Here is a 12,841-nt window from a genome sequence, read left to right on the forward strand (position 1 = left end):
AGCGATTCTGTTTTGGGGCTCGACACTAAATAGCAACAAGAAAAACCCTTTCATCAATCAATAATAAACCTATTTTTTCCTAATCAACACGCCTGTTACAAAATATAAAAAAAATCAGCGTATCGCTTTTAACGATCCGCTGATTCAACAGTTACAGGCGTTGCATAAATACGCTCATCTCCGATAAAGATGGATAATACAGCTTCCTGACGTTTCCTAGAAACATGTAATACCTGCCTTACATTAGCCTTTTCCTCTTTAGTTAACTGCAAACTAATTGGCTGCTCTAAACGTATTGCAAGCTTTTTGTTCACATTATATTTACCTTTTTTCACCACTGTTTCAAGGCTATAATCTTCCCACACCTTGTTTGCTAATCCTCGATGTACATTCCAGTCATCTGATTCATTCAAGGTGACAACAATACAGGTTTGCCCGTCCTTTTGAAAGGCGGTTGCAAGAGTTCGACCAGCTACCTTTGTAAAGCCTGTTTTTCCGGCATATGCTGAACCTTTTGCTGTTTTTAATGCATTAACAGGTTGTCGTCTCTCATCGCCTATTTTGATGGCAACCCCTGCCCCTTCTCGTATTAAACGGTGCTTATTTTCCCATAACATCCCATTTTCAGTATTGGCACGATATAGTACTGTGGATGCAATCTTCTTGAAAGATTTATTTTGAAGGGCCACTCTCAACATTTCAGCAGTATCTCTCGCTGTCGATAAATGCTCATCATGGTGCAAGCCAGACGGGTTCATAAATACTGTATCTTTGAGGCCCGCAACAACAGCTCGCTCATTCATTAACTTTACAAACCCTTCTACCGATCCTCCAACATGCTCTGCTAAAGCTGTTGCAGCGTCATTTCCTGATCGTAGCATCAAACCATATAAAAGTGTTTCTACCGTTACTTTTTCCCCTGCCTGCAAGTAAATGGACGAGCCCTCAGCCGTTGCAGCCCTCGGTGAAATAACCACTTCATCTTGAAGATCGCTATTTTCAATAGCAACGAGTGCTGTCCAAATTTTTGTTAAGCTAGCAATTGGTAATCGTTCATCACTATTGGATTCTAATAAAACACGACCCGTATCAACATCTAAGACAACATATCCACTACCACCTCGAGCCAAACTGGTTTGCGGAAGCATTAACATTACCACGACTATCATGAACAATATTAAACGTACTAACCGAAGCAACGAGCCACTCCTTATTAAAAGTAATAGGAAAATATAGATTATATTTATGTTTCAAACAAAGCATTATACCTATCAATTATGCCTCTGCATAATTGCGTCCGGAATCGGCTTTGTGCTTACACAAAGAACATTTGTAGCTGACGCTTTGCTTTCGCTACAGAAAATAATTGTAGCTAGCGCTTTGCTTTCGCTACAGAAAACATTTGCTGACGCTTCTCTTTCGCTACAGAAAATAATTGTAGCTGGCGCTTTGCTTTCGCTACAGAAAACATTTGCTGAAAGCAGTTAAATCACGCCTTGCTCTTTTATTTTACTCCACTAAAAGTTTCTTGGAATTTCGTCATAAATAAATCAGTTTCTTGCTCTGTTTCAACTAGCTCATCTTCTGGTAAAGCTGGCATTTCTTCTATACTATTTAAACCAAAATAGTTTAAGAATTCTTTTGTAGTACCATATAAGATTGCACGTCCTGTCCCTTCTGAACGACCTACTTCCTTAATTAACCCTCTAGAAGCGAGCGTTTGAATTGGTCTTTCACATTTCACACCGCGTAAATCTTCAATTGCTACACGTGTAATTGGCTGTTTGTATGCCACAATCGCAAGTACCTCGAGTGAGGCTTGAGATAAAGATTGAACAGTTGGATTTTCTACTAATCTTTGAATAGTATCTGCTAGTTCAGATTTTGTTATGAGCTGATAAACTCCAGCTATTTCTTTCACTGTAACGCCTCTAGCTAAATCTTCTTCATAAATTGTACGCAACGCTTCCATTGCCTGTACAATATTTTCTTCTGCTTCGCCTAAAAGCTGCGACAATTGTTTTATAGTTAAGCCATCATCTCCTACAACAAATAATAAGGCTTCTATTTTACTCTGTAGCATCATTGTTTTCGTTATCATCCCATTCCTCCTTCTGTAATGTAACTGTTAATTCTTCAAAGTTACCATTTTGCTCTACGATGACGACCTGACGTTTCATCAGCTCAAGAAGGGATAAAAACGTCAGAATAAGCGTTGGCTTATCTTCATAGGGAAAAAGCTCGAAAAATGATGCACGTCCACCTGTAGATCGTAATGAATTAACTACTGAACGCATTTGATCCTTTACTGAGCGTTCCTGTCTCGCTACAGTTGTCTTTAGTGGTTTTTTTAATTTTTTTCGACGCATCAGTTTTTGAAAGGCCCCAAGCATGTCATAGATGTTGACGTTCAAATCAAATAACGCCATTTGCTCATCTGATGCTAACTCTGATAAATCTGCTGGTGGCCGTGTAAATACCTGTGCCCGATCTGTTTCAAGCTCTTGCAGGCTACTCGCTGCTTCTTTATATTTCTTATACTCTACTAATCGTTGCACCAGTTCTTCACGAGGGTCTGGGCCATCGACTTCTAACTCGGCATCATCAAGCTCACCTTCATGAATTGGCAAGAGCATACGACTTTTAATAGCCAATAACGTTGCAGCCATCACTAAATATTCACTAGCCTCATTTAACTCCAGTACCTGCATAGCATGTATATGGTCGATATATTGTTGAGTAATTTCAGCCATTGGGATATCATAAATATCAATTTCTAATCTGTGAATTAAATGCAATAATAAATCAAGAGGCCCTGAAAAGGCTTCTAATTTTACTTCATAAGACATTGTTTTACCACCCTGAGATTCTATGTTCTTATAGTATAGTTGAAAGGAGTCCAAAATGCATCCACAGCATCATACTTTATTTATCGATTACTGCGCCTACTTCAATGGTAATCAAGATTTTTTTGAATGCCATGAAGTACTTGAGGAATTCTGGAAAGATATTGCTCCAGGTGATAAAAAGCACCCTCTCGTTGGATACGTACAGCTCGCAACTGGCCTATATCATTGGCGACGTGACAATGATATAGGTGCAGAGCGAATATTAGAAAAAGCCCTCAATAATTTTCAATATAATATGGGTCATATCTTTTTTGACGAAATTAATTACGATAAACTACTAATACAACTATCAGACGCACTTTCTGCTATCCGGATGGGCAAGTCCTTCCAAGCATTCCAACTTCCACTTTCACCCATTTTGGAGGAATTAGTGTTAACTCGCATACAGCTTTTACCATTAAGTAGCTCTAACTATCTTCTTCATAAACATATGCTTCGAGATCGCTCACATATTCTTGCAGAGCGACAAGAAAGCAAACAAAGAAAAAGCAGACGTCAATGATCGTCTGCTTCTTCATCGATACAATTTATACATTTTTGAACAAATTTACGTGTTTCCTCTGTCGCACGTACACTCTCGTACTGGCCAAGTTCTGCCACTTCCTGTAGCATTTCCTTTGCAACACCTTCACCTCTATAAGAAGGGACAACTGAAACGTGTTGAATCGTAGCTATATTATTACTGTCTGTTACAAGTCCAACAATGCCAATATACTCATCGTTCTTTTTCCATAAATATAATACCCAATTATCATCATTTTCATAGGAGTGGATTGTCTCTTTGAGCTTTTTTATGTCTTTTTCGTTAGGCATAAACGAGAGTAGCCCCATTGCTATTTTCTCGAAAGCTTTTTTATATCGAATTAACATATTTGTCTATTCCCTCTTTTTCTAGCTGTACATAATCTTTGACTATCCTACACGATTTGTACTTGTACCGCAAGTCAATTTCTGTCTTACGAACCAGGTCCGAGAATACCTTTAGACGCCAATACCCAATAGACAACGCCCCACAACAAAATAAAAGTTGAAATGGACGCCAATAATACCCATTTGTTTTTTCTCAAATTTACTCACCCTTTTTTAACGTTAGCGGGAGATCGTTTTGAACAATATCTTCATAACTTTCGCGTCGAATTACTAATTGATGCTTGCCATTTTCTACAAATACAACTGCCGGTCGTGGAACACGATTGTAGTTACTCGCCATAGAATATCCATACGCACCCGTACAGAAGATTGCTAGCACTTCACCAGAAGTTGCTTCCTGTAGCTTAGCATCAATAATTAATTTATCGCCTGATTCACAAAGCTTACCAGCCACTGTATATGTCTCATTTTTTGATTCATTTACCTTACTTGCAATGACCGCCTCATACTTCGCATCATATAATGCCGGACGGATATTATCACTCATGCCACCATCTACAGCAATATATTTACGAACATTAGGTACTGTTTTTTGTGAACCAATTGTATAAAGTGAAGTTCCTGCATCACCTACAAGTGATCGCCCTGGTTCAATCCAAATTTCAGGCATAGTTAGACCAAGTACAGTCGCTTTGTTTTTTACAACTGTAATCATATCCTCTACATATACTTGTGGCTCAAGCGGTGCATCTTCCTCTGTATAACGAATTCCGAAGCCCCCTCCTAAGTTTAACACAGTACATGTAAAATCGTGAGACTTGTTCCAATCAGAAATTTTATCAATTAATTTTTCTCCTGCTAAGCCAAAGCCCGCTGTGTCAAAAATTTGAGAGCCAATATGGCAGTGTAATCCTAGAAGTTCTAGGTATTCATGGTTAAAAGTTTGTTTGAAAGCTTCATCTGCTTGACCATTATTTAAGTCGAAGCCAAATTTAGAATCAGCTTGACCTGTCGTAATGAAGTCATGCGTATGCGCCTCAACTCCTGGTGTGACACGAAGTAAAATACGCATTTTTTGTTGACGGCGCTCTGAAATTTCTTGTAAAAGCTGAATTTCATAGAAGTTATCCACGACAATACAACCAATTTTCGAGTCAAAGGCTAATTCTAATTCAGCAATGCTTTTATTATTGCCATGGAAATGAATGCGCTCCGCAGGGAATCCAGCTTTTAAAGCTGTAAATAATTCTCCCCCAGAGACAACATCTAAAGATAGATTTTCTTCTGCCGCTAATTGGTACACAGCTACACATGCAAATGCTTTTGAAGCATAGGCTACTTCTGCTTTTACACCTAGTTTTTTAAACGTATCAATAAAGCTTCTTGCACGCTTACGAATAAGCGCAGTATCATACACAAATAAAGGTGTACCATACTCTTTTGCAAGCTTTAGTGTATCTACCTGTCCAATCGTTAAATGACCATCTTCAGAAATCGCTTGTGTTCCATATAAATGCATGTGCATCTCTCCCTTTTCACATCGTTCCATCTTGTGATAAATTGCACCTCAATTTTAGAATCGGATGGAGCAATCTTAGCCCGCTATCCTTATTAGAGGGATTACTTCATTCAACACCGTGTCGCATTTTGTTGAATAAAGATAATTTTTGCAAAAATCACAAAATACTATAGATGAACTTTATCACATGAAAAAAACGAGTGCAACGGCTCCTATGATCTTTTTCGTTGTTTAGAATCGACTACATAAGGTCTTAATGCATCTACTGTCATCGGGAAACGGACAAGTACACGAAGCATCGCTTTTGGAAAGAACGGAATAAGTGGCCACAAATATGGCGCTTGCATTGGACGCAATGAACATAAATACGTAAATAATATAAATATCCCGATAAATAACCCATTAACTCCCCAAATACCAGACATTATTAATAACATTAGTCTAAATAGTTTAATGGAGATACCTAGCTCATAAGACGGAATTATAAATGTCAGAATAGCTGAAATAGCTGTATATAACACTACCTCTGGAGAGAATAGCCCAACATTAATTGCAATCTGACCAATAACTACACCCGCAACCAACCCCATCGCAGTGGATAATGGTGATGGGGTATGAATGGCGGCCATCCTCAAAAATTCTATCCCCGTATCTCCAATCAGTATTTGCAGTAAAATCGGGACATGCGATTTTTCTTTTTCACCTAAAAAGGATAATGCATCCGGTAAGTATGTCCCGTGCGTTGCAAATAAATACCATAAAGGTAATAAAAATAAACCAAAAGCTACTCCAGAATAGCGCATAAAACGAACAAATGTTCCGACTGTCGGTGCCTGTCTATACTCCTCAGCGTGTTGCAGCAAATGAAAAATAGTTGCAGGGACAATCATGACAGAAGGAGATGTATCGACCATAATAATGATGTGGCCCTCTATTAAATGCGCTGCGGTAATATCCGGTCGTTCCGTATAACGGACAAAGGGAACTGGATGAAACTTTTGTTTAAACAGCCATTCCTCTAGTGATTTATCGGCCATTGTCAAGCCATCATGGTGAATTTGTCCAAGGCGCTGTCGCAATTTATCGAGCATTTCATCATTCGCAATATCCTTTATATACGCAAGTGCAACATCGGTTTGACCGATTTCGGATATTTTATGTAGCTCGAAACGTAAGTTACTATTACGAATTCGCCGACGAACCAATGCAACATTTTGTGAAATACCTTCAATAAAACCGTCCCTAGAACCACGAATAACCTTTTCATTATCAGGCTCCTCAGGTGTACGTCCTGGATAATTTCGAATCTCCGCAACATAGCCGTATCCACTATTCGTAACAAAGGCTACCTGTCCACTTAATATAGCTAATAAAAAGGCTTTCTGTTCAGTTTCCTCTGAACGGCCTTGGTGATTGAAATAGGCTTCAAAATATTCCTTTTCATCTTCAATATCAATGTCCTCATCAGGCAACAAATTTGAGAGTAATTGTGTTAACATTACCCCATCCACAAGTCCGCTTATATATGCGCAAAGAACCGGCAAATCTTTGACAAATAAATGCTTAATATTTACGTCAAATGATTCGCCGTCACCAAAGTGTTCTTTAAGAAAATATTCGGCTTCTTCTAAGCTGTTAAATAGTTTATTTGTCATGCTGTCACCATTTTCTTAGATGTCTTTTTATACTTCTTCCTGTTCCACTGTGGCACTTGTGGCCATCCAATTTTTCAATTGGGCAAGAATTTTTTTCTCTAATCGTGATACTTGAACTTGTGATATACCAAGTCTGTTAGCAATTTCAGTTTGGGTACAATCTGAGAAATATCGTAAATAAATAATTGATTGCTCTCTAGGCTCAAGTCTTGTGAGTACCTCTTTTAGTGGAATATAGTCAAATGGCTGCTCGGATTTTTCGTCCTTCATCTGATCCATTAATGTAATAGAATCGCCTTCGCTCTCATACAATTGTTCATGCAAGGAAGCAGGATCTCTCAATGCATCTGAAGCTGTTACAATTTCCTCAGTTGTGACACCAAGAACCTGTGCTAATTCATGAATGGTTGGTGGATGCTCATTGTTTTTAATGAATTCATCGGTTGCATGACGAATTTTAAAATTAAGTTCACGAATCGATCTGCTAACTTTCACCATGCCATCATCCCTTAGAAAGCGCTGAATTTCACCGATGATCATAGGAACAGCATATGTCGAAAACTTTACATCATACGTTAAATCGAATTTATCCACTGACTTCATGAGTCCTATGCAGCCAATTTGGAATAAATCCTCGAGCTCCACACCCCTACTTGTAAAGCGTTGGACGATAGACCACACCAGCCTCGTATTCCCCTCAATCATTCGTTTACGAGCCTCATGATCGCCCTGCTGTGCACGTGCAATTAAATCTCGCATTTCTTCCTGTGACAATAGCTTATCGGACGACTGTTCTAGCGGCTTCATAATCGCAACCTCACATTACCGCTGCACGAACTGAGTAAAATTTCTTCGTAAACGTGACAGTTGTTCCTTCTTGCCACTTGGACATTACTGTCAACTGATCTGAAAAACTATCCATAATTGTAAAGCCCATACCCGAACGTTCCATCGCACTTTTCGTCGTATATAACGGCTCCATAGCTTGACTTACATCCTCAATGCCAACACCTTTATCCATAACAGACACGGTTACAATATCATCCTCACGTTTTGCATGAACTGTAACAACGCCCTTACCATCCTCTTCATAACCGTGAATGATGGCATTAGAAACAGCCTCTGAGACAACCGTTTTAAATTCGGATAGCTCATCAATAGTTGGATCTAATTGTGCAATAAAACCTGTCACAGCTACACGCGCTAAGGCTTCATTTTCACTAAGTGCTAAAAAAGTTAATGTCATTTCATTATCCATTTACAATCCCCCTAACTCGATCAATCGCTTCTTCTTCTGTTGCATCCATCATCCATGGCCCTAAACCTGAAAACTGAAATACTTTTCGCATTGTCGGCGATGGATTCAATAAAATTGTTCGTCCAGCGACCGCCTCTAACTCGCGCATTCGACCAAGCACTAAACCTACACCCGAACTATCCATAAAGGAAAGTCCCTCTAGGTTCCAAATAATGGTCGTAACAGCACCCTGAAAAATTGCTGTAGATATTTTAGCTCGAATTTGCTCTACTGCATGATGATCGAGCTCCCCAAATAAACGTATAACCACTGTCTCTCTTGTTACCATTTCTAATTGAAAATGCATGAACATCGCCTCCTCCTCGTGCAATTCCACATTCAATGTGGTGAATCCTTGCGGCTGACAGAACTAGTGCAAAGTCTTCTGAAATAGTGTCAAATCGACATACTTATAGCTTTTTAGGTTAAATGCAGTATGGGATAAATCAACATTTTTTAAACGTGACAGTCTCTTTTTACAAAAATTATTATTATGTTAAAGGCGAGCAGAACTTTGGCGGTTCGTTCCGTTGATTTGGCGGGGTTATTTATTGCTTTGGCGGGGTTATCCGTCACATTGGCAGGTCTATCCGTCGCTTTGGCGGTTCTATCCACGATTTTGGCGGTTCTATCCACGACTTTGGCAGGTCTATCCGTCGTTTCGACTCTTCTTTCCGTCGCTTCGACCCTCTTTTCCGTCGCTCTGACTCTTCCTTCCGTCGCTTTGGCGGTTCTATCCACGATTTTGCCTGCTCTATCCACGACTTTGGCAGGTCTATCCGTCGTTTCGACTCTTCTTTCCGTCGCCCTGGCTTTTCTTTCCGTCGCTTTGACTCTTCCTTCCGTCGCTTCGGCCCTCTTTTCCATCGCTCTGACTTCTTTCCGTCGTTTTGACTCTTCTTTCCGTCGCTCTAGCCTTTCTTTCCGTCGCTTCGGTCCTTCTTTCCTTCGCTTCAGCCCTTCTTTCCATCGCTCTGATTTCTTTCCGTCGCTTTGACTCTTCCTTCCGTCGCTTCGGCCCTCTTTTCCATCGCTCTGACTTCTTTCCGTCGTTTTGACTCTTCTTTCCGTCGCTCTAGCCTTTCTTTCCGTCGCTTCGGTCCTTCTTTCCTTCGCTTCAGCCCTTCTTTCCATCGCTCTGATTTCTTTCCGTCGTTTTGACTCTTCTTTCCGTCGCTTTGACTCTTCCTTCCGTCGCTTCGGCCCTTCTTTCCTTCGCTTCAGCCCTTCTTTCCATCGCTCTGATTTCTTTCCATCGCTCTGACTTCTTTCCGTCGCTTTGTCGATTCTATCCACGACTTCGGCTTCTCTATCCACGACTTTGTCGGTTCTATCCACGATTTTGGCTGCTCTATCCACGACTTTAGCGGTTCTATCCACGACTTTAGCGGTTCTATCCACGATTTTGGCTGCTCTATCCACGACTTTGTCAGTTCTATCCACGATTTTGGCTGCTCTATCCACGACTTTGGTGGTTCTATCCACGATTTTGGCTGCTCTATCCACGACTTTGGCGGGCTATCCGTCGTTTCGACTCTTCTTTCCGTCGCTTTGGCTTTTCCTTCCGTCGCTTTGGCTTTTCCTTCCGTCGCTTCGGCCCTCTTTTCCGTCGCTCTGACTTCTTTCCGTCGTTTTGACTCTCTTTCCGTCGCTCTGACTTTTCTTTCCGTCGCTTTGACTCTCTTTTCCGTCGCTCTGGCCCTCCTTTCCATCGCTCTGACTTCTTTCCGTCGTTTTGACTCTCCTTTCCGTCGCTCTAGCTTTTCTTTCCGTCGCTTTGACTCTTCTTTCCGTCGCTTCGGCGGTTCTATCCACGACTTCGGCTTCTCTATCCACGACTTTGGCGGTTCTATCCACGATTTTGGCTGCTCTATCCACGACTTTGGCGGTTCTATCCACGATTTTGGCTGCTCTATCCACGACTTTAGCGGTTCTTTCCATCGCTCTAACTCTCCTTTCCTTCGCTTCAGCTTTTCCTTCCGTCGCTTCGGCTCTCCTTCCCGTCGCTTCAACTCTTCGCTTCTCAAAACGAAAAAAAAGCGAGAACCTCTTTGTTAAAGAGAGTTCTCGCTCCAATTTTTTTATGCAATTGTATAAGCTTGCTGTACTTTTTCGATTGTTTCCTCATCGATTTGACGATTTGAATATAGATACGCAATCGTTTCGTCAGCACGAACTTGGTCGCCTTTTTTGGCAATCAATTGAATCCCAGCATCATAATCAAGCTCAGATTCTTTTGTTAATCGACCTGCACCCAGACCTACGCTTGCTTCCCCGATTAATAGCGCATTAATCGTCTCTACAGTGCCTTCAGTAGGTGCTTTGACAGCTACTTTATTTGCAGTGTCTTTTTGCACGATATCTGCTAAATCGCCACCTTGTGCTACGATAAATTCTTCAAATTTTGCAGCTGCTGAACCATCCTCTAACACTCGTTTAACTGCTGCTGTTGCTTCGGCCTCATTTACTCCTGCTGCAACCTGGTACATAAGCGAAGAAATAATAATACATTCCTCAAGCAGATCCTCGTGTGTTTCGCCCATACGTCCACTTAATAATGCAAATGCTTCTACTACCTCAAGCTTATTACCAATCATTTTACCTAAAGGATTATCCATGTCACTAATATGTGCAACTACTTTACGTCCTAGTTTTTCACCGATTGCAGTCATTGTATCAGCTAAAATTTGCGCTTCTTCTTCTGTTTTCATAAATGCACCTGAGCCACATTTAACATCAAGTACAATGCCGTCTGCACCACTTGCTATTTTCTTACTCATGATGGACGCGGCAATTAGTGGAATTGAATCGACAGTACCCGTCACATCTCGCAATGCGTACAATTTTTTGTCAGCTGGTACAAGATTGCCTGTTTGACCAGCAACCGCGATTTTATGTTTATTGACATTGTCGATAAATTCCTGTGATGAAAGCTCCGTTTTAAAGCCACGAATCGATTCTAATTTATCGATTGTACCGCCTGTAATGCCAAGACCCTTGCCACTAAATTTCGCTACTGGAATATCTAACGCAGCAATTATTGGAGTGACAATTAGTGTAACTTTATCGCCTACACCACCTGTCGAGTGTTTATCAATTTTAAAACCTTCAATAGATGATAAATCAATAACATCTCCAGATTCTATCATTGCCTTTGTTAAATAAAATGTTTCATCATACGTCATGCCCAGTAAACGAATTGCCATTAGTAGAGAGCTTGCTTGATAATCAGGAATTGCTCCAGTAGTGTAGCCTTCTACAAAATACTGAATTTCAGCCTGTGATAGCTCCTTGCCTTGCTTCTTCTTTTCAAACAGCTGCGCCATATTCATATCGATAATCCCCCTTATTTTAGATTATTTAAGAAACTTTTACCGAATGCTGGAGCTTCTACTTCAAAGTTTTCAGCTACTGTCGCGGCAATATCTGCAAAAGTTTCACGGAGTGTTAGCTCACTACAATCATTAAAGCGTGGTGAATAAACAATTAACGGTACATATTCACGTGTATGATCTGTCCCAGGGAATGTTGGGTCATTACCATGGTCCGCCGTAACGATTAATAGATCATCTTCTGACATCGCCTCAGTAATTTCTGGTAAACGAGCGTCATATTCTTGTAGTGCGTTACCATAACCTAGAGGATCACGACGATGTCCAAAATTCGCATCAAAGTCCACTAAGTTTAAGAAGCTTATACCATGGAAATCACGACGCACTACCTCTGCAAACTTATCCATACCATCCATATTATTTTTCGTACGTACTGCATCTGTGACACCTTCACCATTGAAAATATCAGAAATTTTTCCGATTGCTATGACATCTAAGCCTGCATCCTTTAAGACATTCATCGTCGTGCGACCAAATGGTTTTAACGCATAGTCATGACGATTAGATGTACGTGTAAAGTTCCCTGGCGTACCGATAAATGGACGAGCAATAACACGACCAACTAAATATTCTGGTTGTAATGTTAGTTCACGAGCAATTTCACAAATTTTATATAATTCCTCTAATGGAATAATTTCCTCATGTGCAGCAATTTGCAAAACAGGGTCAGCAGAAGTATAGACAATAATCGCTCCTGTCTCCATATGCTCCTTGCCGAAGTCCTCGATTACTTGTGTCCCACTCGCAGGTTCATTGCACAGCACTTTACGGCCTGTACGTTTTTCAAGTTCTGCAATAAGCTCAGCAGGGAACCCTTCTGGATATACCTTAAACGGTTTATCGATGTTTAACCCCATGATTTCCCAATGCCCTGTCATTGTATCTTTACCAACAGATGCTTCTTGCATTTTTCCGTAGTATGCTTTTGGTTTGTCAGTAGCTTGAATACCTTGTAATGGTTCAATGTTCGCTAAGCCGAAAGACTCCATATGTGGCATTGTAAGCCCATTCATTTTTTCAGCGATATGTCCGAGAGTATGTGAACCTACATCTCCAAAATTCGCTGCGTCTGGAGCTTCACCAATTCCAACTGAGTCCAATACTACTACATGGATTTTTTTAAATGGTTTATTCATAATTATTGCCTCCTAATCTCTTGTCTTTATTTTACCAAAAAACTGTGAAAAATAAAGGTCAGA

16 protein-coding genes are annotated in these 12,841 nt (G+C 40.5%); 5 read left to right on the forward strand and 11 right to left on the reverse strand.

From position 1 onward, the window contains the following. Positions 1-128: 128 nt before the first annotated feature. The 3 genes from QRN68_RS17575 to QRN68_RS17585 all read right to left on the reverse strand — a co-directional run bounded on the left by QRN68_RS17575 (position 129) and on the right by QRN68_RS17585 (position 2,849). A complete protein-coding gene (locus QRN68_RS17575; RefSeq protein WP_285398203.1) occupies positions 129-1,199 on the reverse strand; it encodes a D-alanyl-D-alanine carboxypeptidase family protein in 1,071 nt (356 codons plus the stop codon). A 305-nt stretch (positions 1,200-1,504) separates the two neighbouring features. Beyond that, positions 1,505-2,098: an SMC-Scp complex subunit ScpB gene (gene scpB / locus QRN68_RS17580; protein ID WP_481817463.1), complete on the reverse strand. Its 594-nt coding sequence runs from the start codon at positions 2,096-2,098 to the stop codon at positions 1,505-1,507. Beyond that, positions 2,070-2,849: a segregation/condensation protein A gene (locus QRN68_RS17585; RefSeq protein ID WP_285398205.1), complete on the reverse strand. Its 780-nt coding sequence runs from the start codon at positions 2,847-2,849 to the stop codon at positions 2,070-2,072. The genes scpB and QRN68_RS17585 overlap by 29 nt, the downstream gene beginning before the upstream one ends. Positions 2,850-2,904: 55 nt before the next feature. Between QRN68_RS17585 and QRN68_RS17590 the strand changes: the two genes are divergently transcribed. Continuing rightward, positions 2,905-3,411, forward strand: a complete 507-nt coding sequence (locus QRN68_RS17590; RefSeq protein WP_285398206.1) for a DUF309 domain-containing protein — start codon at positions 2,905-2,907, stop codon at positions 3,409-3,411. On the opposite strand, the gene QRN68_RS17595 is transcribed toward QRN68_RS17590, so the two are convergent. The 6 genes from QRN68_RS17595 to spoIIAA all read right to left on the reverse strand — a co-directional run bounded on the left by QRN68_RS17595 (position 3,405) and on the right by spoIIAA (position 8,557). Continuing rightward, entirely contained in the window at positions 3,405-3,779 is a 375-nt protein-coding gene (locus QRN68_RS17595) for a GNAT family N-acetyltransferase (protein WP_285398207.1), read from the reverse strand. The two genes, QRN68_RS17590 and QRN68_RS17595, sit on opposite strands and share 7 nt — an antisense overlap. Before the next feature lie 199 nt (positions 3,780-3,978). Further along, positions 3,979-5,298: a diaminopimelate decarboxylase gene (gene lysA / locus QRN68_RS17600; RefSeq protein ID WP_285398208.1), complete on the reverse strand. Its 1,320-nt coding sequence runs from the start codon at positions 5,296-5,298 to the stop codon at positions 3,979-3,981. A gap of 212 nt (positions 5,299-5,510) precedes the next feature. After that, positions 5,511-6,953: a spore germination protein gene (locus tag QRN68_RS17605; protein WP_285398209.1), complete on the reverse strand. Its 1,443-nt coding sequence runs from the start codon at positions 6,951-6,953 to the stop codon at positions 5,511-5,513. A gap of 27 nt (positions 6,954-6,980) precedes the next feature. Further along, a complete protein-coding gene (gene sigF, locus QRN68_RS17610; RefSeq protein WP_285398210.1) occupies positions 6,981-7,760 on the reverse strand; it encodes an RNA polymerase sporulation sigma factor SigF in 780 nt (259 codons plus the stop codon). A 10-nt stretch (positions 7,761-7,770) separates the two neighbouring features. Continuing rightward, entirely contained in the window at positions 7,771-8,211 is a 441-nt protein-coding gene (gene spoIIAB, locus QRN68_RS17615) for an anti-sigma F factor (protein WP_285398211.1), read from the reverse strand. Further along, complete coding sequence (spoIIAA, locus tag QRN68_RS17620; protein WP_053594386.1) at positions 8,204-8,557, reverse strand: anti-sigma F factor antagonist; 354 nt, start codon at positions 8,555-8,557, stop codon at positions 8,204-8,206. The genes spoIIAB and spoIIAA overlap by 8 nt, the downstream gene beginning before the upstream one ends. 207 nt (positions 8,558-8,764) lie before the next feature. On the opposite strand from spoIIAA, the gene QRN68_RS17625 reads away from it, so the two are divergent. From QRN68_RS17625 to QRN68_RS17640, 4 genes are read left to right on the forward strand one after another with little or no spacing between them, the layout of a single operon-like run. Further along, positions 8,765-9,247, forward strand: coding sequence for a hypothetical protein (locus QRN68_RS17625; RefSeq protein WP_285398212.1), 483 nt, complete (start codon positions 8,765-8,767; stop codon positions 9,245-9,247). Between the two features lie 57 nt (positions 9,248-9,304). Next, positions 9,305-9,514, forward strand: a complete 210-nt coding sequence (locus QRN68_RS17630; RefSeq protein WP_285398213.1) for a hypothetical protein — start codon at positions 9,305-9,307, stop codon at positions 9,512-9,514. Between the two features lie 15 nt (positions 9,515-9,529). After that, positions 9,530-9,868, forward strand: a complete 339-nt coding sequence (locus QRN68_RS17635; protein ID WP_285398214.1) for a hypothetical protein — start codon at positions 9,530-9,532, stop codon at positions 9,866-9,868. Next, on the forward strand, positions 9,823-10,308 hold the full coding sequence (locus QRN68_RS17640; protein WP_285398215.1) for a hypothetical protein: 486 nt from the start codon (positions 9,823-9,825) through the stop codon (positions 10,306-10,308). Before QRN68_RS17635 ends, QRN68_RS17640 begins: the two co-directional genes overlap by 46 nt. Positions 10,309-10,331: 23 nt before the next feature. On the opposite strand, the gene QRN68_RS17645 is transcribed toward QRN68_RS17640, so the two are convergent. Next, on the reverse strand, positions 10,332-11,582 hold the full coding sequence (locus tag QRN68_RS17645; RefSeq protein WP_285398216.1) for a thymidine phosphorylase: 1,251 nt from the start codon (positions 11,580-11,582) through the stop codon (positions 10,332-10,334). Between the two features lie 14 nt (positions 11,583-11,596). Continuing rightward, a complete protein-coding gene (gene deoB, locus QRN68_RS17650; RefSeq protein WP_285398217.1) occupies positions 11,597-12,778 on the reverse strand; it encodes a phosphopentomutase in 1,182 nt (393 codons plus the stop codon). Positions 12,779-12,841: the final 63 nt, after the last annotated feature.

Origin of the sequence: Lysinibacillus sp. fls2-241-R2A-57, from assembly GCF_030209535.1 — a bacterium.
Taxonomy (GTDB): domain Bacteria; phylum Bacillota; class Bacilli; order Bacillales_A; family Planococcaceae; genus Lysinibacillus.